At 61.2% G+C, this 25,436-nt stretch carries 16 protein-coding genes, 1 pseudogene and 1 riboswitch; of the genes and pseudogenes, 10 read left to right on the top strand and 7 right to left on the bottom strand.

Annotated features, from left to right (window positions below):
- Positions 1–1,512 (top strand): N-acetylmuramidase family protein (locus M2400_RS14325; protein WP_259197245.1); only part of this gene is annotated, 1,512 nt, incomplete at its 5' end.
- Positions 1,493–2,020 (top strand): hypothetical protein, encoded by a 528-nt coding sequence (locus M2400_RS14320; protein WP_259197243.1) that lies wholly within the window; start codon positions 1,493–1,495, stop codon positions 2,018–2,020. The genes M2400_RS14325 and M2400_RS14320, both read left to right, overlap by 20 nt.
- A gap of 580 nt (positions 2,021–2,600) precedes the next feature.
- Here the strand turns inward: M2400_RS14320 and M2400_RS14315 are convergent.
- Positions 2,601–2,930, bottom strand: coding sequence for a DUF6388 family protein (locus tag M2400_RS14315; RefSeq protein WP_177078475.1), 330 nt, complete (start codon positions 2,928–2,930; stop codon positions 2,601–2,603).
- Positions 2,931–3,152: 222 nt separating this feature from the next.
- Between M2400_RS14315 and M2400_RS14310 the strand changes: the two genes are divergently transcribed.
- Positions 3,153–5,246 carry a PTS sugar transporter subunit IIC/EAL domain-containing protein gene (locus tag M2400_RS14310; protein WP_259197241.1) on the top strand — a complete coding sequence of 698 codons (2,094 nt, stop codon included), beginning with the start codon at positions 3,153–3,155 and terminating at the stop codon, positions 5,244–5,246.
- Here the strand turns inward: M2400_RS14310 and M2400_RS14305 are convergent.
- A complete protein-coding gene (locus tag M2400_RS14305; protein ID WP_177078471.1) occupies positions 5,224–6,090 on the bottom strand; it encodes a LysR family transcriptional regulator in 867 nt (288 codons plus the stop codon). The genes M2400_RS14310 and M2400_RS14305 overlap by 23 nt on opposite strands.
- Before the next feature lie 92 nt (positions 6,091–6,182).
- On the opposite strand from M2400_RS14305, the gene M2400_RS14300 reads away from it, so the two are divergent.
- Complete coding sequence (locus M2400_RS14300) at positions 6,183–6,737, top strand: DUF4865 family protein (RefSeq protein WP_177044717.1); 555 nt, start codon at positions 6,183–6,185, stop codon at positions 6,735–6,737.
- A 40-nt stretch (positions 6,738–6,777) separates the two neighbouring features.
- Here M2400_RS14300 and M2400_RS14295 read toward each other — a convergent pair whose 3' ends face one another.
- Positions 6,778–7,506 (bottom strand): CbtA family protein, encoded by a 729-nt coding sequence (locus tag M2400_RS14295; protein WP_259197239.1) that lies wholly within the window; start codon positions 7,504–7,506, stop codon positions 6,778–6,780.
- Positions 7,507–7,521: 15 nt separating this feature from the next.
- Positions 7,522–7,734 carry a CbtB domain-containing protein gene (locus tag M2400_RS14290; protein ID WP_169388061.1) on the bottom strand — a complete coding sequence of 71 codons (213 nt, stop codon included), beginning with the start codon at positions 7,732–7,734 and terminating at the stop codon, positions 7,522–7,524.
- 31 nt (positions 7,735–7,765) lie between these two features.
- Positions 7,766–7,896, bottom strand: a riboswitch (cobalamin riboswitch).
- A gap of 36 nt (positions 7,897–7,932) precedes the next feature.
- Between M2400_RS14290 and M2400_RS14285 the strand changes: the two genes are divergently transcribed.
- Genes M2400_RS14285 through M2400_RS14275 form a run of 3 tightly spaced genes read left to right on the top strand, consistent with a single transcriptional unit; the run spans position 7,933 to position 10,042 of the window.
- Positions 7,933–8,496: a histidine phosphatase family protein gene (locus tag M2400_RS14285; protein ID WP_259197237.1), complete on the top strand. Its 564-nt coding sequence runs from the start codon at positions 7,933–7,935 to the stop codon at positions 8,494–8,496.
- A gap of 58 nt (positions 8,497–8,554) precedes the next feature.
- A complete protein-coding gene (gene cobF / locus M2400_RS14280) occupies positions 8,555–9,310 on the top strand; it encodes a precorrin-6A synthase (deacetylating) (RefSeq protein WP_177116074.1) in 756 nt (251 codons plus the stop codon).
- A gap of 12 nt (positions 9,311–9,322) precedes the next feature.
- Positions 9,323–10,042 (top strand): alpha/beta hydrolase, encoded by a 720-nt coding sequence (locus M2400_RS14275; RefSeq protein ID WP_177044566.1) that lies wholly within the window; start codon positions 9,323–9,325, stop codon positions 10,040–10,042.
- A 121-nt stretch (positions 10,043–10,163) separates the two neighbouring features.
- Here the strand turns inward: M2400_RS14275 and M2400_RS14270 are convergent, their stop codons facing one another.
- Together M2400_RS14270 and M2400_RS14265 are read right to left on the bottom strand one after the other, a co-directional pair.
- Complete coding sequence (locus M2400_RS14270; RefSeq protein WP_177044568.1) at positions 10,164–10,742, bottom strand: hypothetical protein; 579 nt, start codon at positions 10,740–10,742, stop codon at positions 10,164–10,166.
- Between the two features lie 72 nt (positions 10,743–10,814).
- Positions 10,815–12,623, bottom strand: coding sequence for a monovalent cation:proton antiporter-2 (CPA2) family protein (locus M2400_RS14265; protein WP_177044570.1), 1,809 nt, complete (start codon positions 12,621–12,623; stop codon positions 10,815–10,817).
- A gap of 434 nt (positions 12,624–13,057) precedes the next feature.
- On the opposite strand from M2400_RS14265, the gene M2400_RS14260 reads away from it, so the two are divergent.
- From M2400_RS14260 to M2400_RS14250, 3 genes and pseudogenes are all read left to right on the top strand, one after another.
- Positions 13,058–23,593: an autotransporter-associated beta strand repeat-containing protein gene (locus M2400_RS14260; RefSeq protein ID WP_259197236.1), complete on the top strand. Its 10,536-nt coding sequence runs from the start codon at positions 13,058–13,060 to the stop codon at positions 23,591–23,593.
- A gap of 190 nt (positions 23,594–23,783) precedes the next feature.
- A pseudogene (locus M2400_RS14255) lies at positions 23,784–23,864 on the top strand (transcriptional regulator); the annotation flags it as partial.
- A gap of 116 nt (positions 23,865–23,980) precedes the next feature.
- A complete protein-coding gene (locus tag M2400_RS14250) occupies positions 23,981–24,877 on the top strand; it encodes a LysR family transcriptional regulator (protein WP_259197235.1) in 897 nt (298 codons plus the stop codon).
- Here the strand turns inward: M2400_RS14250 and M2400_RS14245 are convergent.
- Positions 24,867–25,268 (bottom strand): RidA family protein, encoded by a 402-nt coding sequence (locus tag M2400_RS14245; RefSeq protein WP_259197234.1) that lies wholly within the window; start codon positions 25,266–25,268, stop codon positions 24,867–24,869. The genes M2400_RS14250 and M2400_RS14245 overlap by 11 nt on opposite strands.
- Between the last annotated feature and the right edge of the window lie 168 nt (positions 25,269–25,436).

Below are 25,436 nucleotides of genomic sequence, written 5' to 3'. Positions count from 1 at the left end.
AAGAAACTGCACCTGGAAGTGTTCAGCACCGATCGTATGGAACCGTTCATTCAGGCCAGCCGCGCCTGGGCAAAACGATTGCCTGCCATCGGCAACACCTGGCTGAAACTTGCCAAGGGTACCGCGGTGGTGACGCACCAGGAGCGTTTTGGCAGCACGCAGCCACCGTCACTGAGCGCGGCCAGCACACCCAGTGATGCCGACTTGTTAGTGCCTAAAAGTTTGATTGATGGCCTGTCTGCCGAAAATAAAATCGCGATTACGGCGACGGCAGACCGAAAAGCCTGCAACTGGTACCGACTTGAAGGACTGCTCCACGACGCGAACGGCACATTGCTCAGTGGGTGGGTACGCGAAGAAGTGGGGGTTACTCCCTGGGTTAGTCCCTGGTCGTGGGAGGGCTACGACGTCATCTTCAACTACGACTCTCCTCGGCAAGCCCTGGCGTCCTTTTTTCGTGCGGCTAACCGTTTTAGTGAAGAGCAACTCGAACGCCATGGCCGCTTGGCCGACTTTTCGGATACCGGGCCGATGAAGAGTCGCCTGTACGACATCATCGACCGCGACCGTAATGGAAAAATAACCGCTGAAGAGTTGAACGATGCGATGAAGTTTCCAGCGCACGTGCAGTCGCTGTCGCAACTGATCATTCATTACGAAAGCGAGTGGCGCTACGAGCCCCACAAGTGGGACGCGCTGGACGAATTGCTCGGTCATAGTGGTTCGACCCCACTGTTGAACTGGTTGGCGGAGAAAGAGCGGATCAAGCAGATCAGTTGGTGGAATGAAGTGGCGCCGGGTGTTGGGTTGCCGGCGCATGGGCAGGTTTATCACTTGCATCCGATTGGCCTGGCTGGAAAATTTAACAGCATAAATCAGCACCCAGAAATTTTTATAGGCGGCGAAAAAGTAAAACTCTGGTTCTTTGATTTTTACGATGGGTCAGTGATCGAAGAAAATGATTATGTTGCGGCAGCGTTGGCGCTCGGATGTGAGATAGAAGCAATAAAAAGTATCGCAATTACTGAGACGGGTTCTTCAGGTAGTTATTTTAGTAAAGCGGGGGATGATCAGGTCGCAGCTATATTATTTGAACGGCACTATTTTCATCAGCTGACGGCTGGGCGGTTTGACAGCTCGGATCCCGATATATCATCGCCTATAAGAGGTGGTTATGGTTCATATTCAGCGCAATACGGGAAAATGGTTCGGGCTTACCGGTTAAGTCCTAGCGAAGCGCTGAAGTCCGCTTCATGGGGGAGATTTCAAATCATGGGGAAAAATTTTTCAAGCGCCGGATACTCTTCAGTTGAAGATTTTGTACGAGATATTAATCGTTCCGAAAAAAACCATTTAAAAGCTTTCGTGAATTTCATAAAATCTGACGCAATTCTGTCTTCTTCGATCGTGCAGAAAGATTGGTTGAAGTTCGCGCTTCGATATAATGGCCCCGCTCAAAATGGGTACGATAGAAGGATGAGGGACAACTATAATGCAATCAAGGGCAACTGATTTTTTCGTTAAGAGTACAGCTTTGTTTTTAGCGATATTTTGGTCTGGCCAAGTCTTGGCCGTGCAGGAGAAAATTTGTGATAATGAGCGAGCGATATTTCAGTGTGAGGTGCGCGGAGGTAAAAATTTGGCCTTATGTCCAAATTATGTTGATGGGGAATTGACTGGAATTCAATATCGCTTCGGTCGAGAGGAAAATAAGGAACTTGTTTTTCCGCTTTCTGGATTTGACTTTAAAAAATTTAGGTCAAATCACTTTGTTCGCTATCAAGTTGACTATAAGCGGGTTAAGTTTCTAAATGGCTCTTATTTATATAGTATCTATAGCAATTATGATGGTGCGAATATTGGAGAGGTATCGCGGGATGCAGGAATAATAATTTCTAACTCGTCTGAAGCGCCGGAGATACAGATATCATGTGCGCATATATATATAGATAATCTTAAAGAGTTGATTCCCTACATAGCGTGTGATGCTAATGATGCACTGGGATGCATGCCGAAGTGATGGATGCGGTTAGATAATTGTACCTGGTATTGCGCTAAAAGTACTGGGATCCCCCGTTATTGGTGGGGAGCAACTGGTGTATCACGACCACTTGGCCAGCTTATTGCCCGTGACCATAATAAAAAATCGCTGATAGCGTTGAACGAGGCGAGTTTCAGAACAGGTTATTGATGTTGTTGCTCGTATGAGATTGGCTTTCTCGAAGTCACCTCAGGGCTATACCAATCCTGCGGGAGATTTCTTTCAATCAAAGCTCGGAAAAACTCTGATTCTTGATCATGCATGTGAATGCACCAGGTAATGTGTCACGTAGCCTCCAGAAGGCAGTTGACCTACTGCGAAGTAGTCACTCTGGATTGAATTCCAATCCGCACGAGTGGGGTGAGAATCGCCTGCAGTACGAAGAAGAGTTGATAGCGATTTATGGACCATCTCGCAGGGGTCGTGGATATGTTCCTATAGTTGTACCTAAAGCATTCTAAAAAACGCTGGAGTCCCCGACCTTTGCCATTAATCAAGAGGCAAGGCCTGGTCATTGATGAATTACATGCGATACCCGCCGGGGCCTGGGCCGCTGGTTCTAACCCGGCAAGTCATGCAATTGGCAATACTCCGCCCAACTCAGGCCTGCCATCTGCGCCACTTCCTTGTGCACCTCCAGCCGCTGGGCCTCGAACTCGGCAGGGGAATGCGCCGTCAATTTCAGCGTCAGTTCCCAGGCGAAGAGCCCTTGCTGCTCGGCTTCGGCCTCAAACGCTTCATGCAGCCGCTCGGCACGATACTGCTCGAGTGTTTCCCCTTTGGCCTGGGCCGCCAGGGGGTTCAACGTATTCAGTTCCGCGGCCAGGGCCGGGTGCTCGTTCAGGAATCTGTCCAGGGCTAGCTGGTGGTTTTCGCCGGGTTGGGACAAAGGTTTACTCCACGGTCATTTACGACAACAAGTGCGTCAAAGGATGGGCCAACCCGTGCCAATCGACAAGCAGCAGCGCCACGGGGGGATTCTGAATAATTGCGCCAGTGGCAGCAAAAGCCTTTCGCTCGCGGTATCAGGCCGTGTAGCGTTAACCCGGCGATAAAGGCTACGGCCGGGTGTTATTTTGCGACCCTGGCATCAGGGACCGAGGGACAGGTGATGGCGCAAACGCTGTTCAAGCTTTTCTTCACCCAGCGGCTGGCGGCTTTGGCCAGCACCGAGTCGTTGCGGGCCATACGCGAGGGGCTGTTGTGGATCCTGCCGTGCCTGTTGGTGTCGGCGGGTTTCCTGATCTTGTCCGAATGCGCCCGCGTGCTGGGTTTCGACCCGCAGGTGGTGGCCTTCCTGGCCGGGTTGCACAATAAGATCAGCTCGGTGATCCCGTTGCTGGTGGCCGCTTCCATCGGTTACATGCTCGCGATTCAATACCGCCTGCCGCAGTTGCCGGTAGCGTTTCTGTGCCTGGCCCATGTGGTGATTGCGACGTATGTGCTGCGGGATTTCCCCCGCGCCTCGGCGACCTTCGTGCTGTTTATCGCGATTGCCTCGCCGCTGCTCAACGTGCCGGTTATCGCCTGGCTGCACCGGCGCCGCTGGACCCGGTTGGTCAATGAAGACCTGGTGGGACACAACCTCAAGGGCACCATCAATATGGTGGTACCGGGGGCGATCACCGCGCTCGGGCTGGTGCTTGTGCTGTCGTTGCTGCTGCAGATTCCTCAGGTGGCGCAGCTTCAGGGCCCACAGGTGCTCGATGCGCTGCAGTCGCCCTATGGCACCGGCCTGTTTGTGACCCTGATGAATTCGCTGCTGTGGTTTTTCGGCATCCATGGTGTCTACGCCATGCAGCCGTTGTTTGATGTGCTGGACCAGGCCGTTGTGCTCAACAACGCGGCGCTGGCGGCAGGCGAACCGATCAAATATGTGTTGAACGGCGGCTTGCTGGGCAGCTTTGCGTTTATCGGTGGCTCCGGCGGTGCGTTGAGCCTGCTGCTGGCGATCCTGGTGTTTTCCAGGAGCCAGTCCATGCGATTGGTGGCGATAGCCAGCCTGCCGCTGTCCTTGTTCAATGTCAGTGAAGTGCTGTTGTTTGGCCTGCCGATTATCCTCAACCCACGCCTGTTCATTCCCTTTCTGCTGGTGCCGGCGCTCAACGCGATGCTGGCACTCACGGTGGTGCAGTTGGGCTGGGTGTCGCCCGCAGTGGTCAGCGTGCCGTTCACCGCGCCGGTGTTGCTCAACGCTTACCTGAGTACCCACGGTGACCTGGCGGCGGTGTTGCTGCAGGTGGTGTTGCTGGGGGTTGGCACGCTGATTTATGCGCCCTATGTGCGGGCGATTCATCGCCAGGCTACGGAAGGCGGTACGGTGTATTTGAAGTCGCTGGACATGACCTTTCGCGGCCTGGAAGAAAAAGGGCGCTTGCTGGAACTGGACCCGGTGATGGCCTCCCACAAGGCCCAGGCGCGCCAGGCCAGCGAGTTGAGCCACATCCAGCAGATCTGCGACTATGAGTTCTACCTCGAATTCCAGCCGCAGATTTCGACCCGGACCGGGCTCTGCACCGGTTGCGAAGCCTTGATGCGCGCCCGGGATGCCGAGGGCACGGTGCATTCGCCGTGGGAGTTCCTGCAATGGTTGGCTCATGCCCGGCTGATGCCCGACGTGGATGTGTGGGTCGCGTCCCAGGCGGTGCGCCAGTATCAGAAATGGCAGAAGGTCGGCTTTGGGTTGCCGATGACCATTAATATCTCCAGTGCCACGCTCACCACCCCGGCGTACGGTGACCGGCTGGTGGAGATCCTGGCCCAGGCCCATGGCCAGGTGTCGGTGGAGATCACCGAGGATGCCTTGATCGGAGATATCCAGGGCACGCGGCAAATGATCGAGAAGCTGCAGGCGATTGGCGCCAAGGTCTACATCGACGACTTTGGCACCGGGTTTTCGGCGCTGAGTTATCTGCACCAGTTCCCGGTGGATTTCATCAAGATCGATCGCAGTTTCGTGGTGGCCCAGCATGATCCGAAGGGCGCCCAGGTGTTGACCGGGATGCTGCGGTTTTGTGAGGCGTTGAACCTCGGAGTAGTGGTCGAAGGCGTGGAAACTGCCGAGCAGCTGGCGTTTCTGCAATCGGGCTCGGAGTTGATCATCCAGGGCTGGTATTTCAGCAAGGCGTTGCCAGGAGATGAACTGGAGCGGTTTGTGCGCGGGCGCTATAACCAGATGCAGCCTAGCGCTCCAGAACCCCTCTGAAGGTTGCACTCAAGGCCCGCAACGTCTCGCGAGAGCGGCCATCACTGATTCGGCTATGCAGCACGATTTCACTGACGGGCAACGCCGGTAATCCGTACTGTTCACTCACGTCTACCGCACCTGCGGGTGCCACTCGCCGGGCCAATGCGGCCACGCCCAGGCCGGCACTCACTGCCGCACCCACGGCCATGACGCCGCCGCCGACAAACACTTCGGTCCAGTCAATCCGCGCCTCATCCAGCGCCCGCACTGCCAGGTGCCGTACGCCGCAGGGCGAGGCCATGGTCGCCATGCGCAGGGGCGTGCCGGGCGTGTGCTGCCAGGTCGGTGCGGCGAACCAGCCAAAGCGCTCCACCACCAACACTTCACCGTCCTGGCGGTCGCCTTCGTTGCGCACGATCACGGCGTCCAGTTCGTCGCGGTCGAACGCGGCGACCAGGTCCCGGGACGAGGCAATCCGCACCTCCAGGATCACCAGCGGGTCATACGCCGCCAGGCGGCTGAGCCACAGCGGCAGGTCGGGCCCGGCCACGTGGTCGCTGATGCCGATCACCAGCCGTCGCGGTGCGCCGTTGCCCATGTCACCCAATGCCCGTTCGTGAGCGTTGAGCAGCGCACGGGCGGCAACGATGAACTGCTCGCCCTGGGGCGACAGCCGTACATGCCGTGGTGTGCGCACCAGAAGGCGGTAACCGAGGCGCTCTTCCAGGCGCTTGAGCTTGAGGCTGATGGCCGCCTGTGAAGTATCCAGGGCCTGGGCCGCGCGGGTGAAGCTGGCGAAATCAGCCACCAGGACAAAGGCATGCACGGTGTCGATATCCAGCGGTTTGAGTGCGTCGGTCATTTCAGTTCCTTATCACACTTATATCGGGTGATATCTTGCTGAAATCATGGCCGCTGCGCAAGCTGGTCACTCATCTGAACAGGAGCGCCATGATGTTTGCCAAACAGTATTCACACCGCTTGCCAGCCGATTACGACATGGGTGTCATCCGCGAGCGGGCCGCCCGCCTGGGGCCGTTGTGGGATCACACCGAGGGTTTGCTGTTCAAGGCGTTTATTGCCCAGGAGCGAGGGCAGGCGCCGGGCGTGGGCAACCTGTATTCGTCGGTTTATCTCTGGTCGGACCCGTTGCAGGCTGCGGACTTTTTACTCGGCGAGCGCTTTCAGAAGGTCCTCGACAGTTTTGGCCAGCCGCACATTGAGTCCTGGTTGCCGCTGGATGTGCAGCGAGGCCCGGCGCAAACCGCCTTGAGCCTGTATCGGGAGGAGTGGGCGCTGGCGCCGGGAGCGGATCGTGGGCAGGTCCTGGCCGCAGAAAAGGCGCGCAACCAGCAGATTGCGGACAGCAGCGATAACTTCGCGGTGTTTCTGGCGCTGGATGTACAGGCGTGGAAGCTGGTGCGGATTACCTTGTCGGGCAAGGCGCTGGATGTGAATCACCCGGGCAGCGGCTACGAGGTGTTTTACCTGGCGCGACCAGGCGTGTGATTGCCGGTCGCCGCCGATCCGTCGGCGGCGACCTCTGCCATCAGGAGTTGAGGCGCGCCTGAGGCTGGCTCAGCTTGCGCTCAGCCACGGCGCCGAACACCAGGCCCAGGGTGGTCCACAGCACCAGTTGAATGCCCAGGGAGGCTACGCGGAATTTCCACAGCAACACGGCCGAGAATTGCTCCGGCACTTCGTTGATGGTCGGGAACAGGCTGCCGGCCACCGAGACGATCACGATGTACAACGCCACACCCAGAATCGCGCCGGTCCATATGCCCCGACTGGCAATCAGCTTGCGCGCAGCGTTGATCGCAATCACCGCAGCCGCCACCGACACCAGCAGCATCAGGAAGAACAGCTTGGTGCGTTGCGCGATGGTCGCCGGGTCACCCACCGATGGCGGGTTGGCCGGATACTTGAGCCCCGGTACCACGATGATCGTCACAAACGCCGCCAAGGCCAGCAGCGCCGCCAGGCCACGGGGCCCAACCTTGCCGATGCGGCCCAGGGAGTAGGCGAACACCAGAGCGAAAATGCCGCCCAGGGACACGCTGTACACCGCCACACCGGTGAACAGGCCGAAGGTACTTTGTACTTCGCGGCTCACCAGTTCTTCTTCCGGCGCGTCGCCGTGCATCTGTGCCATCTGATCTTCGAAGGCGATGGCCTTGTCGATCTGCGGTTCGCCAAAGGTCTTGGCGAAACCGAAGGCCAGGATGCCCGCGAGCAAGCCCACCAGCATCCCGCGAACGAGTAAATGCCCTGTCATGTCGTCACGCTCCAATCAATGGCAGGGGAAACCCAGCAGGTGACGACCGTCATGCACAAACTCATGCACGTACATGCCTTTGAACACGGCGGTTGCGCCTTGCTCGGCGCCAACGAAGTAAATCGCCAGCAACAGCAGCAGGCCTCCGAAAATCGCCCAGGGCAGGATTTCGCCCAGGGGAATGGACGGGATTGAAACGTCGGAATCAGTTGCAGCGGTATAAGCCATGAGAACCTCCAGGGATGACGCGTCCCGAAATGGATAGCGAGTTGGCTGAAACAGGGTCTGGCTTACGGCTATCAGGCCGAATACAGTGGCGCGACCGCGCCGGCATTGAACCGGCTTCCTGTTGCAGAATAGTTGAAACATATTGAAACAACTTCGCGAGTCTACGCTGACTGCACCTTAAAACCAGAGCGATTTGTCATGCAGGCCACCCGTTTGACCCTTGTTTCCCATGCCAGCACCCGTGCCCAGAAGCGTGCACGCTTTGCGCTGGATGAGCCGGTGGAGATGGACTGGCAGCAGGCTGCGTTGTCCCAGGCGCAGCGCTTCAAGCGCGCGCCCCTTGTGGTGTGTGGCCCGGAGGCACGAACCCGGCAGACGGCAGCGCTGTTTGCCGCCGACGCTTCGGTTGAAACAGCCCTGCGCGATTGTGATTTCGGCCACTGGCAAGGGCTGGCCATTGATGAGATCCAGCAGGCCGAACCGCAGGCACTGCAGGCCTGGCTGACCGACAGCACCTCGGCGCCCCACGGCGGTGAGTCGGTGGTGCAGTTGTGTGAACGGGTAGGGCAGTGGTTGCAGTCCCTCGAGCAAACACCCGGGCATGTACTGGCCGTGACCCACCCGTTCGTCATCCGCGCGGCGCTGTTGCACGTCATGCAATGCCCGCCCGCACTGTTCAACCTGATCGACGTGGAGCCGCTGTCATCCACCGAACTGCGCTTCAACGGCCGTTGGCGACTGCGCCTGGAAACTCACGCCTGACGCCCCGAACATGGCAAAATCCGCTCCCCGCACCGAGCACACCCATGAAGACTTACCCATGAAACGCATCCTGATCATCGGCATTGGCGCCGGCAACCCCGACTACATCACGATGCAGGCGGTCAAGGCGCTCAACCGCACCGACGTGTTTTTCCTGATGGACAAGGGCCAGAGCAAGGACAAGCTGATCGACCTGCGCCGGGAAATCTGCGAGACCTACATCAGCGATCACGCCTACCGCTTTGTCGAGGCCGATTGCCCCGAGCGGGTGCGCGGTGACATCGACTACACCACCGCCGTCAAGGACCTGAACCGCGACAAGCAGCAGACCTTCGAGCGGATGATCAACGAAGAAATGGCTGACGGCGAAGTCGGTGCGTTCCTGGCCTGGGGCGACCCGGCGCTGTACGACAGCACTATTCGGATCCTGCAGGCGATTCTCGCCAGTGGCCGCTGCACGTTCGAGTTTGAGGTGATCCCGGGGATTACCAGCGTCCAGGCCCTGGCGGCCCAGCACAAGGTGCCGTTGAACCGCATCGGGCGCTCCATCGAAATCACCACCGGGCGCCGGTTGGCGGCGGGGCAGGCGAGTGATGCCGATACCCTGGTTGTCATGCTTGATGCCGAAGATTCCTACCGCACCGTGGCCGATCAAGACCTGGATATCTACTGGGGCGCCTACCTGGGCACGCCGGATGAAATCCTGATCAGCGGCAAAGTCGCCGAGGTGGCCGAAGAGATCGAACGGGTGCGCAAGGCGGCGCGCCAGGCCAATGGCTGGATCATGGACACTTATCTGTTACGCAAACCCTAGAGGTTGATGCCCATGCTCAAACTGATCGCCCTGACGCTGGCGCTGTTTGCCAGTGCTGCCCATGCCGAAGCCGAATTGCATACGGACTTGCCGCTGCCGTATCTGGAACAGACCCAGAGCGATGCGCGCAACGAACCACTGGTGATCTTCCTGCATGGTTATGGCAGTGACGAGGCGGACTTGTTCGGGCTCAAGGACCGCTTGCCGTCGACCTGGACCTACCTGTCTGCGCGGGCACCGATGCCGGTGGAAGGCGGCGGTTATCGCTGGTTTCGCAAGAAGCCGGGAGACGGCGACTTTGATGGCGAGACCGCCGATCTGCAGAGCAGCGCCAAGCTGATCGAAGACTTCGTCGCCCAGGCCACCACCAAGTACCACACCCAACCTGAGCGGGTGTTCCTGGTGGGGTTCAGCCAGGGTGCAATCATGTCCTATGAGGTGGGATTACGGCACCCCGAAACCCTGCGCGGGATTGCGGCATTGAGTGGCAGCGTGCTGCCGGTGCTCAAGGCTGAGCTCAAGCCGGATGCGCGACTGGGCAAGCTGGCGATTTTCATCGGCCACGGGACGTTGGACCAGGCGCTGCCTTACTACTCGGCCACGCGGGCCAATGAGGTGTTGGTGGGGATTGGTCTCAAGCCGGAATTCCATGGCTACCCCGGGATGATTCATACCGTCGGCGAGGCGGAATTGCTGGACTTGAAAAACTGGCTGGAAAACAGCCTGCGATAAAAATGTGGGAGCTGGCTTGCCTGCGATAGCGGTGTATCAGTCGCCAAAAACAGTGACTGGTCAATCGCTATCGCAGGCAAGCCAGCTCCCACATTAGATTTTTATTGTCAGGTAAGTCGGGTTATTTACCGCCGATAATCTGTTTCACCAGCAGCGCATGGCCTTTCTCATCATCCGCCCGGGAAATCGCCTGCACCACCAACTGGTGGCTGCCGGAGCCGGTGAGGAAGGTGGAACTCAGTGTCTTGCCGCCGCCCATGGTCGCGGTGCTGTCCACCTGGCGCAGGGCCAGGCCCTTGACGGTGAGTTTCTTCTCGGCGCCTTTCTTGAAGTCCGGCAGGGCAGCGCTTTGCTCCTTGACGAAATCCGCCACGGCGCCGTCGAGGAACTGCGGGTCGTTGTCTTTGATCAGGCCGGCGGCACTCGGTTTTTCGACAACGAAGATCACGCTTTTGGTGGCCTGGTCGCTGTACATCGTGCCGGTGGCGCCTGCGGTGCCGTGTTCGGCATCACCGGCTGGCAGCGGGTCGGCCAGGTAGGATTTTGGCAGGTTGAAGCTGAACTTGCCGTCCAGGGTGGAGATGGTCTGGGTGGCGGTTTTCTGCGCTGCAGGCTTGCTGGCGGCGAGGACTTGGCTGGCGCCGAAGCCGGCGGCCAGCGCGAGGGCCAAGAGGGCTGCGGTCTTGCTGAGGGTGGCCATGAAGCTCTCCAGGGATGAACGAAATTGCGCCGTATTCTGTCAGAAAATTCGCAAGATCGTTCATCTCCATCCCTACACCTTGTCGGACTCCTCCTCGAGTCGGTCCATCTCAAACAACCGCGCCAATTCTGTCCGGGCTTCCTGGGCAGATTGCATCACCTTGGCTGCATCGTCGTATACCGCGTGTTGGGCCGCCAGCAGTTGCAGGTCATGGTTTTTGAAGCGACTGATGCGCGCATCGGCCTGGGCTTGGGTCAAGCCGAGGCCCACCAGGGTGCGGCGGCTCATTTCCAGGCTGGAGTAAAACGTCTCGCGCACCGGTGATGCGTCGAGGTCCACCAGGCGGTGCACGTGTTGGCGGTTACGGGCGCGGGCGATGATTTTCATGTGGGGGTAGAGGCTGCGCACCAACTCGGCGGTCTTGATGTTGATTTCGGGGTCGTCCATGGCGATCACGAAGAATTCGGCCTGGTCGACCTTCGCCGCGTGGAGGATTTCCGGGCGCTGGGGGTCGCCGTAGAACACCGGCATGCCGCCGAAACTGCGGGTCAGCTCGATGGTTTCCACCGAGGTGTCGAGGGCGATAAACGAGATATTCTGCGCCCGCAGGATCCGCGCCACGATCTGCCCCATTCGGCCCATCCCGGCGATCACCACCCGTGGCGCATCGCTTTCGATGGCGCGGTATTCCTCGGGCACTTCCACCGGCTTGGCCTTGGGCTTGAACAGCTTCGGGCAGAGCAACAGCAGCAATGGCGTCACGGCCATGGACAGGGTGATGGTCAGCACCAGGATGTCGTAGAGGTGCGGCTCGAACAGCCCTTGGTCGCGGCCGATCTTGAATACCACGAAGGCGAATTCACCACCGGCCGCCAGAACCACGCCCAGGCGCAGTGCGCTTTCGCGGTTCAGGTCACCGGCCAGGCGCCCCACGCAAAACAGCAGCGGCAGCTTGATGGCGATCAGCAGCAGGGTCAGGCCCAGCACGATCACTGGCGCGCTGAACAGCAGGCTGATATTGGCGCCCATGCCCACGCTGATAAAAAACAGCCCCAGCAGCAGGCCCTTGAACGGTTCGATCTGCGACTCCAGCTCGTGCCGGTATTCGGAATCTGCCAGCAGCAGCCCTGCGAGGAACGCGCCGAGGGCCATGGACACGCCCACCAACTCCATCAACCACGCAGTGCCGATCACTACCAGCAACGCCGTAGCAGTGGAGACTTCCCGCAGGCCGGTCTTGGCCACGATGCGAAATACCGGGCGCAACAGATAGCGCCCGCCGATGATCACCACGGCGATACTGCCCAATATTTCCAGGCCGTGTTGCAGGCCTTGGGAGGTGGTGGTGGGGTGATCGCTGCCGGCGAGCAGCGGCACCATGGCAATCAGCGGGATGGCCGCGATGTCCTGGAACAACAGGATGGCAAAGGCCAGGCGCCCGTGGGGCTGGTTGAGTTCCTTACGCTCGGCCAGGCTTTGCAGGCCGAATGCGGTGGAGGAGAGCGCCAGGCCAAGGCCCAGCACAATCGCGCTGTTCCATGATTGACCAAACACGAACAGCGCTACCACGCCGATCACAGTGCCCGTCAACAGCACCTGCGCCAGACCCACACCGAACACCGCCTTGCGCATCACCCACAAGCGTTTCGGCGACAACTCCAGGCCAATGATGAACAGCAGCAACACCACCCCAAGCTCGGAAAACTGGCTGACGCTTTGCGGGTTGCCCACCAGGCCCAGCACCGACGGGCCGATGATCACCCCGGCCAGCAAGTAACCGAGCACGGCGCCCAGTTGCAGGCGCTTGGCCAGTGGCACGGTCAGTACGGCGGCGAACAGGAACACAACCGCCGCTTGTAACAGGTTGCCTTCATGGGGCATGGGGGACTCCAGGATCTTTTTGCTGAATCAACAGGTTTTACTGTAGGAGCGAGCTTGCTCGCGAGGGTCGTTAACGATGACGCTGACTGTCTGAATACACGCGGTGCCTTAGCGTTTTTCGCGAGCAAGCTCGCTCCTACAGGGGTAACACAGGGCGCTATTAGAGCGCTTTTTTACGTTTTGAAATCTGAATTTTTGCAGAGTCGAAGGCTTTCGCTTCAGCGTTCATTGGAGCGCGCCCGGTTCTTACGAGGCAATCGCGAAAGTATTAATACCATTTATTTCAATGGCTTTTATGTACCCGGCTAACGTTTTGACAAACAGGATCAGTTGTCACCACGGTCAGGTATTTCGAAGTCGATGCGTGTTTGGATCTGTATTTGGGGCTTCTACGCATTCATGGATGAAAGGCTTTGACCACAAAGGAGTTTCACGTGGACAGAAGACTTGCTACTGCCGCCACACCTCGTATTTCTCCTCTTAATCTTGCTATTCGCCTCGGTATTGCCGGCCTGGTTCTAGGCCTGGCGAGTTCCCCGGTGATGGCCGCCTGTACGCCTGGAAGCCCCCCGGCCGGTGGCACGGTGACGTGCAGCGGCGTGCCTACGCTGCCGTTGTTCTTGAACACTTTTTCCAGTGCGGTGAATGACCTGACCGTCAATGTGGGTTCGGCTGCCCAACTGAACGCGACGCTGGGTGGTCTGGCGCTGAACCTCACCGGCAATAACATTACCTTGAACAACGCGGGTCTGATCGACCCGGCGTTGCTCGGGCTTGTCACTGTGTTGAGTGGCGGTGTCGTGGCGGGTAACACAGGGGCGAGTGTGATGAACGTCACCAACGCCGCCACCGGGACCATTCGGGGTACTGGGGACCTGCTGGGGCTCAATCTCGCGAGCCTCAATGGTATGGCGCTTAACCTGCAAAACGGCGCCGGCGGCAGCACCAACATCGTGAACAATGGCACTATCGGTTCCACCGCATTGCTTAACCTTTCGTTGTTTTCCGCGGACACGCCGGTGGTCGCGATTCGCGGGGGCGCGCAAGTCAACGTGATCAACGCGGGCACGATCAACGGGCGGGTGGCTTTTGAAAGTTCCACCTCGGGTAATACCTTCGTCAACTCCGGTACGATTTCCGGCGGCGTCTCCATGGGGGCTGCCAGTACCAACACCTTCACCGCCATCACCGGTTCGACGATCTCCAGCGGCGGCGGTATAGGGCTTTCGCTGGGTGGCCTGATTGGCGTCAACCTGACCTTCGCCCCGACCGGCCAGATTGATGGCGGCGCAGGCGGCGTCAACTCGCTGATCCTGCAAAACCCCATTGGCATCGGCGGCGGCACCAGTGGTGTGGGCACGGTGTCCAGCGCCAACTACGTCAACTTCAACAACCTGACGCTCAACAGCGGCACCTGGACGCTCCAGGGGCCGGTGGTCAGTGGCAGCACGACCCTCAACGGCGGGGTTGCCCAATTCAACAATAGCCAGGCGTTTGGCAGCGGCGTACTCACCTCCAATGGTGGCGCGCTGCAGGCGAGCACCGGCGGCTTGAGCCTCAGCAACCTGATCAACCTTGGGGCCAGCGGCTTGACCCTGCAAGGCACCAATGCCATCACCCTGGGCAACGTGGTCTCGGGGCAGGGCGGCTTGACCAAGAACGGCACCGGGCAGTTGGTGCTCAGTGGCGCCAACACCTACCTGGGCAACACCAGCCTCAATGGCGGCTCCGTACAACTGGGCAATAACCTGGCCTTCAGCACCGGCACCGTGACCGTCGGTGGCTCGACGGTGCTCCAGGCACCGGGCACCATCACGTTGAACAACGCGCTGGTGCTGAATTCCGCCGTTGGCACCAGCGGTGTCGGCAGCCTCACCCTGGCCGGTGCCGTCAGCGGTGCCGGCGGGATCTCCAAGAACGGCAGTGGCAGCCTGACCCTCAGCGCCGCCAACACCGGCTACACCGGCAGCACCGATCTGAACGCTGGCACATTGATTGTCGGCAACAACAACTCCCTGGGTTCCGGCTCCTTGAACGTCAACGCCGCTGCCAGCCTGGACAGCACCGGCGCCGTGGCACTTGCCAACAACATTGGGCTCAACGGTAACTTGACCCTGCTCGGCAGCAATGCCCTGACCCTTGGTGGCGTGATCTCCGGGGCCAGCGGGCTGGTCAAGAATGGCAGCGCGACCCTGACGCTGACGGGCAACAACACCCAACTCGGGCCGACCGCACTCAATGCCGGCACACTGCAGGTGGGCAGCAACACGGCACTGGGGACCGGCGCGCTCAATACGGCCGCCGGCACCACGCTGGACGCCACGGCGGCGGTGACCCTGACCAATGCTGTCAACATGGCCGCCGACCTGATCATCGGTGGCACCCAGGCGCTGAGCCTCAATGGCATCGTCAGCGGTCTTGGCGCCGGCCTGATCAAGAACGGTACGGCGGCACTGAGCCTCGGTGGCGCCAATACCTACACCGGCAACACCTCACTCAACGCCGGTTCGCTGATCGTGGGGTCCAACACCGCGCTGGGCGCGGGCGGAACCTTGAACACCGCCGCCGGCACCTCGCTGGACGCAAGCACTGCCGTTACCCTGGCCAATGCGGCCAACATCACCGGTAACCTGAACATCGGCGGGACCGCTGACCTGACCCTTGGCGGCCTGGTCGGGGGCAGCGGAGGCCTGACCAAGAACGGTACGGCCAAGCTGATCCTCAACGGCGCCAATACCTTCCTCAGCGGTATCACACTCAACGCGGGTACGCTCACCGCCGGCAATAACGCAGCCCTGGGCGTCGGCAACCTGACCGTCAGCGGCGCCGCGACCCTCGACAGCAATACCAATGTGACCCTGGGCAATAACGTTGCGCTGAATGCCGACCTGAGCGTGGCGGGCAGCAACGCCCTGACCCTGGGTGGGGTGCTGGCCGGCACCGGTCAGTTGATCAAGAACGGCGCGGCCAACCTGACCCTCAACGGTGTGAACACCTACAGCGGCGGCAGTACCCTTAACGCCGGCACCCTGACGTTGGGCAATGGCGCGGCGCTGGGCACTGGAGTATTGACCGTGGGCGGCGCCAGCAGCCTCAACGGCACCGGTGCGCTGGTGTTGAGTAATGCGATCAACCTCAATGCCAACCTGACTGCCGGCGGGGCCAACTCGTTGACCCTCGGTGGGGTGATCGCCGGCACCGGCGGCCTGATCAAGACCGGCGCTTCGAGCCTGACCCTCAATGGCAACAACACCTATACCGGCACCACGGCGCTCAATGCCGGAACCTTGATTGTCGGTTCCAATACCGCGCTGGGCACGGGCGCGTTGAACGCGGCCAATGGCAGCACCCTGGACGCCGACGCCGCCATCACCCTGGCCAATGCCCTCAACCTTGGCGGCAACCTGACCGTCGCGGGCAGCAACGCATTGACCCTCGGCGGCAGCGTCAACGGCATCGGTGGCTTGACCAAGAACGGCGCGGCCGACCTGACGCTCAACGGGACCAACAACTACCTCGGCGACACGACGCTCAACACCGGCAAGATTATCGTCGGCGCCAATAACGCCTTGGGCTCGGGCGTGCTGAGTACGGGTATCAATACCAGCCTGGACGCCAGTACCGCCGTCAGCCTGGGTAACCAGATCAGCATGACCGGCCCGCTGACCATCGGCGGTAGCGCCGACCTGACCTTGGGCGGTGTCATCAGCGGCAACGGTAACCTGGTGAAAAACGGCGCGGCCAACCTGATCCTCAACGGCGCCAATACGTTTATCGACGGCACCGGATTGAATGCCGGTACCCTGACCGTCGGCAACAACCTGGCCCTCGGCACCGGCAGCCTGGCAATCAACGGCGCGGCGACGCTGGACAGCAACGCCCCGCTGGCGCTGGCCAACAGCATCTCCCTCAATGCCGACCTCACCGTGGGCGGCACTCAAGGCCTGACGCTGGGCGGCCTCATTGGCGGCGCCGGCCAGTTGATCAAGAACGGCGCGGCCAACCTGACCCTCAACGGCATCAACACCTACAACGGTGGCAGCACCCTCAACGCCGGCACCCTGACGCTGGGCAATGGCTCGGCGCTGGGCACCGGCAGCCTGACGGTAGGTGGCACCTCGACGCTGGACAACAGCGCGGCGATGACCGTGAACAATGGGATCGTCCTCAATGCCGATTTGAACGTGGCCGGCAACAATGACCTGGCGCTCGGCGGCGTGATCAGCGGCGCCGCTGCGTTGAATAAAAATGGCCTGGCCGACCTGACACTCAGCGGTACCAACACCTTTACCGGCGCCCTGAATGTCCTGTCCGGCAGTGTCACCACCGCCAGCGCAGGCGCGTTGGGCAATACCTCGGGCGCGAATGTCAGCGCCGGTGCGTCGCTGATCATGGGCAGTGATGCCAGCCTCGCGACCCTTGCGGGCAGCGGTGATGTGCTGGTCAGCGGGAGCAACACGCTATCGGTGGGTGGCCTCAATTCCACCAGCACCTTCGACGGCGGCCTGAGCGGCAGCGGTGCCCTGGCCAAGGTCGGCACCGGTACCCTCAACCTCACCGGCATCAATGGCCTCACCGGTGACACCAACGTGAATGCCGGCACCCTGAACCTCAGCGGCTCGCTGGGCAGTGCCAACGTCAACGTCAATACCGGCGGGACCTTCACCGGTACCGGTTCGGTGCTCGGCACGCTGAACGTCAACAACGGCGGCCACCTGGCCCTGAGCAGCGGCAATACGCTGTCGGCCGGTTCGCTGGTGATGGCCGGCAACGGCAACCTGGATGTGGCGCTTGGCGCACCGTCCACCAACTCGCTGCTCAACGTCGGCGGCAATCTGACCCTGGATGGCAACCTCAACGTGACCGATGCCGGTGGCTTCGGTGTCGGGGTGTATCGCCTGATCAACTACACCGGTGCACTTACCGACCTGGGGCTGAATGTGACCGGTGTGCCGGTGGGCTTCGGCCTCGGCGACCTGGTGGTGCAGACCTCGGTGGGCAATCAGGTCAACGTGCTGGTGTCTGCACCAAACGCCAACATCCGCTTCTGGGACGGCAGCCAGACCATCGCCAACGGCGTGGTGGACGGCGGCACCGGCACCTGGACGGCGGTCGGTACCAACTGGACTTCGGTCGACGGCTTGGTCAACCAGCCGTGGGCCGCCGACTTCGGCGTGTTCCAGGGGGCGGCGGGCACCGTCACGGTGGCGGGCACGCAAGCGTTCACCGGGCTGCAATTTGTCACCGATGGCTACAACCTGGTGGCGGGAGCGGCAGGGCAGTTGACGGCGGTGAACGGCACCGGCGGCAACACTGCGATTCGCGTCGACCCGGGCGCCACCGCCACCATCGGCGTTGGCATTGACGGCACTGGTACCCTGGCCAAACTCGACAGCGGCACACTGGTGCTCAATGGCGCCAACACCTTCACCGGAGGCACCGAGCTGCAAGGCGGTACATTGGTGGTGGGCAGCAACACCGCCCTTGGTACCGGACAACTGAGCACTTCGACCGGCACCAGGCTGGACAGCAACACCGCCATCACCCTGGCCAACGGGGTGAGTCTGGGCGGCAACCTGACGGTGGGTGGCAGCAATGCGCTGACCCTCAATGGCGTGATCGCCGGTACCGGTGGCCTGGTGAAAAACGGCGCAGCCAACCTGACCCTCGGTGGCAACAATGCCTTCCTCGGCCCGGTGGCGCTGAATGCCGGCGGGCTGATCCTGGCGTCCAATACCGCACTGGGCAGCGGCACACTTAACGTGGCGGGCGGTACCACGCTGGACGCGGCCTCTGCGGTCAGCGTTAACAACGCGGTAAACCTCGCGGGCAATCTGGGCATCGGCGGCACGGCTGACCTGACCCTCGCCGGCGTCGTTAACGGCGCGGGCGGCCTGACCAAGAACGGCGCGGCCAACCTGACGCTAAGCGGCTTCAACAGTTTTCTCGGTGGTACCACGTTGAACGCCGGCACCTTGACTGCCGGGAGCAACTCGGCGCTGGGCCTGGGCAACCTGACGGTGGGGGGCGCTTCCAGCCTGGACAGCAGTACTGTGGTGAGCCTGGGCAATAACGTCGTGCTCAACGCGAACCTGGCGGTGGCCGGCAGCAACAACCTGACGCTCGCGGGTGTGATCAGCGGCGCCGGGGGCTTGGGCAAAAACGGCAACGCCAACCTGACACTGAATGGCATCAACACCTATACCGGCGGTACCACCCTGAACGCCGGCACCCTGACTCTCGGCACCGCCGCAGCACTCGGCAGTGGCGCGTTGACGGTGACAGGGCCTTCGACACTGGACAACAGTTCGGCGCTGGCGCTGGGCAACAACATCACGGTCAACGACAACCTGAGTGTGGCCGGCAACAACAACCTGACCTTGACCGGCGTACTGGATGGCGCGGGCACCCTGACGAAAAATGGCGCGTCCGACCTGACCCTTGGTGGCAACAACACCTTCAGCGGCAACTTCGACGTGCTGGGCGGCAGCCTGAGCACCACCAGTGCCACGGCCCTCGGCAATAACGCCGGCTTGAACCTGGGTGCCGGTACCCAACTCAACCTCGGCGCTTCCAGCAGCCTCGGTAGCCTCAACGGCAGTGGCACGGCACTGATCGGCGCCGGGAACACCCTCAGCCTGGGCGGTGGCAACCTGAGCAGCACGTTTGGCGGTGTGCTCGACGGTGCCGGGCAACTGAGCAAACTCGGCACCGGCACCTTGACCCTCAGCGGTATCAATACCCTGGCCGGCGACACCAGCATCAACGGTGGCACCCTGAATGTCAGCGGCTCCCTGGCCAGCGGCAACGTCGCGGTCAACAGCGGCGCGACGCTTACGGGCGCTGGCAGCCTGGGAGGCGCCGTCACGGTGGCTGATGGCGGTCACCTCGCGGGCGCGACCGGCAGCACCTTGTCGGTGGGTTCGCTGGTGCTGTCGGGTAATTCCAACCTGGATGTCGGGCTGGGCACACCGGTCGCCGGCGGTGGCAACGCGCTGATCAATGTCGGCGGCAACCTGACCCTCGACGGCAACCTCAACGTCAGCGATATCGGCGGCTTTGGCAGCGGTGTGTATCGCATCATCGACTACACCGGCGGCTTGACCGATAACGGCCTGGTAGTCGGCAGCGTGCCTGGCAGCGTGACGCCGGGGGATCTGCAAGTGCAAACGGCGCTGGCCAATCAAGTCAACCTGCTGGTGACGGCGCCGAACACCACGGTGCAGTTCTGGGATGGCAGCCAACTGGTGGGCGACGGCAGCATCAACGGCGGCAGCGGCACCTGGGGCATCGGCACCACCAACTGGACCAGCGTGGATGGCACCGTCAACCAGGCCTGGGGCAACAGTTTTGCGGTATTCCAGGGCACGGCGGGTACGGTCACGGTCAACGGCACGCAGAGCATTACCGGGCTGCAGTTCGCCACCGATGGCTACAGCCTGGTGAACGGCACGGCAGGCGTGTTGAACCTGGTCAATGGCGGCACGGGGAACGCGGCAATTCGCGTCGACCCCAACAACACCGCCACAATCGGCGTGGCCATCAACGGCGCGGGTACGCTGGGCAAATACGACACTGGCACCCTGGTTCTCAATGGTACCAATGGCTACACCGGTGGCACGGCGCTCAACGGCGGCAAGCTGGTGGTGGGCAACGACAGTGCGCTGGGGACCGGCGTATTGACCACGGCCAACGGCACGGCGCTGGACAGCAACACAGCGGTCAACCTGGCCAATGCGGTGGTGCTGAACGGTACCTTGAATGTCGCCGGTTCCAACGCCTTGACCCTGGGCGGCGTGGTCAGTGGCAGCGGCAGCATGGTCAAGAGCGGCGCGGCCAGCCTGACCCTCAATGGCAACAACACCTACAGCGGCGGGACGCAGCTGGCGGCAGGTACGCTGGTGCTCGGCAATAACAATGCCCTGGGCAGCGGCACCCTTGGCGTTACCGGCAATGCTGTGCTCGACAGCACGGCGGCGTTGCAACTCAACAACGCGATCAACCTCGGTGCGCAACTGGCCCTCACGGGGACTCAAGACACGGTCCTCGGTGGTGTTATCAGTGGCACCGCCAGCCTGGTGAAAAACGGCACCGGCGCACTGCTGCTGACCGGCGCCAACACCTACAGCGGCGGCACCACCTTGAATGGCGGCGCCACCACGGGTGACACCAGCAGCTTGCAGGGCGCGATCGCCAACAATGCGACCCTGACTTTCGAACAGGCGGCCGATGGCACCTACACCGGCAACCTCACCGGTGCCGGGGTGCTGAACAAAAACGGTACGGGCGACCTGCTGCTCAGTGGCAACAACGCCTTTACCGGCGATACCAACGTCAATGCCGGCGGCCTGCTGGTCAACGGCACCCTGAACAGTGCCAACGTGCTGGTCGGCAGTGGCGCGTCCCTGGGTGGTTCAGGCCAACTGGCGGGCACGGTGACCCTGGCAAGCGGCTCGACCCTGACCGCAGGCACCGGCGGTACGCCGTTGTCGGTCGGCGGCCTCAACCTGTCCTCGGGCACCAACCTGGACTTCAGCCTCGGCGCGCCGGGGGCTGCTACCTCGGTGGTGAATGTCGCGGGCAACCTGACCCTGGACGGCACACTTAACATTACCGACGCCGGTGGTTTCGGTACCGGGGTTTACCAGCTGTTCCGCTACGGTGGCAGCCTGACCGACAACGGCTTGGCGTACGGCACGTTGCCGTCGGGCATCCTGCCGGGGGCACTGACCTTGCAAACGGCGCTGGCCAATCAGGTCAACCTGTTGGTGCAAACCACACCGGGGCAAATCCAGTTCTGGAACGGCGGCACCACCAATCCTGATGGCACCATCACTGGCGGCAGTGGCACGTGGGGCCCAGGCACCAACTGGACCGATCCGAACGGCACCCAGGGGGAGGCGTCGACCAACCAGTTCGCGGTGTTTGGCGGCCAAGGCGGGACAGTGACAGTGGTGGGCACCCAGGGCTTTACCGGGGTGCAATTCCTCGACCCGAATTACTCGCTGGTGGCCGGTGCAGGCGGCAGCCTGAGCCCGACCAATGCTCCGGACGGCAGCCTGGCCACAGCGCGGGTGAATGCCGGCGTGACCACCCAGATTGATGCGCCACTGGTGGGCGCCGGCGGCATCAACAAACTGGATGCGGGCACACTGGTGCTGACGGGCGCCAACACCTACACCGGCGGCACCACCGTCAGTGGCGGGACTCTGGCCGGTAACACCATCAGCCTGCGGGGCAATATCCTCAACAACGCGCGGTTGCTGTTCACACAACTGAGCAGTGGCCAATTCAACGGTGTGCTGAGCGGCACCGGTGCGCTGGTCAAGCAGGGCGCGGGGACGCTGCTGCTCACCGGCAACCAGTCGTTCAGCGGAACGGTGGCGGTGGATCAGGGCGTGTTGCAAGTCGGTAACGCGGCCAATCCCAACGCCATCCTGGGTGGGCAGGTCACCGTGGCCAACGGTGCCGGGCTGACAGGTAATGGCAGTGTCGGCTCGCTGGTCAACCACGGTGCGGTGACGCCCGACAGCGGCAAATTGAGTGTTGCCGGCAACTTCACCAATGCCGCCGATGGCGCGCTGAACCTGGTCATCACCCCGTCGGCCGCCGGCGCTCTGGCGGTGGGCGGCACGGCAAACCTGGCGGGCACGCTGAACGTGGTTAACCTGGCACCTTATGCCGGGCCCACCACCTACACCTTGTTGACGGCGGGTGGTGGGGTCACGGGTACGTTTGCCAGCACCAACCTTGAGAACCTGGCGTTCCTCAATACCGCCCTCAGCTACACCCCGAATGAGGTCGCCCTGGCAGTCAGCCGCAATAACGTCAGCTATGCCAGCGTGGCAGCCACCGGCAATCAGCGGGCGGTCGCGGCGGCACTGGGCAGCGGGGCCGCAGTGGGCGGTGCAGCGGTGCAAAACGCGCTGCTTAACGGCAGTGCAGCCAGTGCCCGCGCCGCTTTCGATAACCTCTCGGGGGAAATTCACGCCAGCACCGCCAGCGCTTTGCTCGAAGACTCGCGTTACATCCGTGACGCGGTCAATGAGCGCCTGCGCCAACCGGGTTGCTACCGCCAGGACGATCCACGCAGCAGCCTGGCACCGAGCGAAAACCAGTTGAGCAGCGCCGGTTGCCAAGGCGAAATGGTCGGCTGGGCACGTGTCCTGGGCACCTGGGGCCATATGGGCGGCGACAGCAACACCGCCAACCTGGACCGCAACCTCGGTGGCTTCCTGCTGGGCACCGACAAGCAACTGGACGACGCCTGGCGCGTCGGCGTTGCCGCCGGCTACACCCGCAGCGACCTCGACGCCAAGCACCGCAACTCCAGCGCCGATGTCGACAGCTATCACCTGATGGCCTACACCGCGTACCAGCAGGAAGCCTTTGCCGCACGTATGGGCGTGGCCTACAGCTGGCATGACATCGAGAGCAAACGCGATGTGGCAGTCGGTGATGTAGGCCAACGCCTGAAGGCCGACTACAAGGCCCGCAGTGCGCAAGTGTTCGGTGAAGTCGGCTACACCATTCAAACCGCCAGCGTTGTGCTGGAACCGTTCGCTGGCCTGGCCTACGTCAACTACGACAGCGACACCATCAAGGAGAAGGGCGGCTCAGCGGCCCTGCGCGGTGATGCCGATCAAGACATTACCTTCTCCACGTTGGGCCTGCGTGTCGGCCAGACCCTCACCCTGGGCAACGGCTCGAAGATCACCCCGCGGGGCAGCATCGGCTGGCGTCATGCCTTCGGCGATACCAAGCCGGATGCCGACCTGAGCTTTATCAACGGCGGTGGAACTTCATTCAGCACCCAAGGCGTACCGATCGCCAAGGACAGCGCCGTGCTGGAAGCAGGCATCGACTATCAGATCAGCCCCAACGGAAAGCTTGGCCTGGGTTACTCCGGGCAAGTCTCGCGCAACGACAAGGACCACGCGATGACTATCAGTTTCTCCCTCGGCTTCTGATCAAGGCCGGGTCCCTTCAACCGCCCGAAAGGGCGGTTTTTTTATGGGCGCTACCGTGCAGTCTGATCGTTCCTACCCTCTGCGTAGGAATGCAGCCTAGGATGCTCTGCGTCCCGTTCCGCTCCGCTAATAATCATACTGGAATAACCTACAAACACTTTCCAGGGAAGAACGGGAGGTTGTGTGCCTCATTCGTGCCATGGGAGGAGAGTTGGAGATTGTCGCCACGTTTCCGGATGGCCAGGTAAAGATTGAGAACTTTGCCAACTAAGTCATTCTTTCCATCAAAGCCCGGCCATACGCCGGGCTTTTTGTTATGTGAACGGTTGTCGCCATTGTGCAGATTTATGGACAATACTTGGTATTCTCGCCCCATCGGACATCACCGTGAACCAACTCCTTGCCATGCGCGCCTTCGTCCGTGTCGTCGAAACCGGCTCCTTCAGCCGCGCATCCGACCAGCTGGCGCTGCCGCGTTCCACCGTCAGCAAGCTCATCACCGACCTGGAGAAGCACCTTGGCGTCAAGCTGATGCATCGCACCACCCGAGCGCTGGCGGCCACGCCGGAAGGGCTTACGTACTACAACCATGCGCTGTGCCTGGTGGCCGAACTGGACGAGTTGGATAACGCCCTGCGCGGGCAGAAGCTCAAGCCCGGTGGTCACCTGAAGGTGGATGCGCCGGCGTCCTTTGCCAATTGCCTGCTGATCCCGGCGCTGGTGGATTTTCATCGTGAGTATCCCGACATCACCATCGCCCTGGGCATCAGCGATCGCGCCGTGAATATCGTGGGGGAGGGGGTGGATTGCGTGCTGCGGGTGGGCAAGCTGGATGACATGGCCATGATTGGTCGCAAGGTCGTGGACCTTGAGTACATCACCTGCGCCGCACCGGGTTACCTGGAGCGTATGGGCACGCCAGTGTCGCCCGAAGACCTCGAACACAACCACCTCAAGGCCGGCTATTTCTTTGCCGGGTCGGGTAAACCGGAGCCGTTGATTTTCGAGAAGGGTGCCGCCCGTCATGAAATAGGCAACTGCGGGTTTTCGACCAACGAAGGCAATGGCCTTAAAGAGATGCTGCTCGCCGGCCTGGGCGTCGGGCAGCATTTCAAGTCCATCGTTGACTACTACGTTGAGACCGGCCAGTTAGTCCCGGTGCTGGCGGACTGGACCCGGCCCGCCACGCCGCTGCACATCATCTACCCGCCCAACCGGCATCAGAACGCCCGGTTGAAGGTGTTTATCGACTGGGTGATCGAGCGGTTCGGAGTCAGGCAATGATTGCCGTCACGCGGATTTCAATGCGCATCGCTGGCAGGCCCAGGGCCTCCACCCCCAGTTCGGTCCAGATCGGTGAGTGATTGGGCATGTAATGGCGGTACCACTTGACCATCTGCTCGTTCACCTCGGGAGGAAAACCGCCCACGTGGTAGGAGTTGACGTGGACCACATGCTCCCAGCCGGCACCGGCTTGTGCCAGGGTGCGTTCCAGGTTCTGGAAGGCCAGGGCAATCTCGTCGGTGAGGGACTCGGGTATCTGGAATGCGTCGTCCCAGCCGCCCTGGCCTGAGGTTTCAACGCGGTTGTCGATTTTTACAGCTTGGGCGTAATGCAGGGTTTCGCGTGCGATGTCGCCATAACCTGGGGTGATGAAAAATTCGGGCTTGCTCATGGTGTTCCTCGGTTCCAGTAGTTGACCCGACAAAGGCTAATGGACTGAATGGCTGAACAAAATCCGTGTTTTCTGTCATCACTGTGCATGGCTGTGGATAGTCCGGGTATCAGTTTTTCACATTCCCGTGCCTCACCCTTTGTTACTATCGCCCTCCGTCGTCACCAG

The sequence above is a fragment of the Pseudomonas sp. BIGb0558 genome, from assembly GCF_024807515.1.
Classification (GTDB): domain Bacteria; phylum Pseudomonadota; class Gammaproteobacteria; order Pseudomonadales; family Pseudomonadaceae; genus Aquipseudomonas; species Aquipseudomonas yamanorum_A.
The sequence above is the reverse complement of the archived record's forward strand: the minus strand, read 5'-3'. Positions and strand labels throughout refer to the sequence as shown.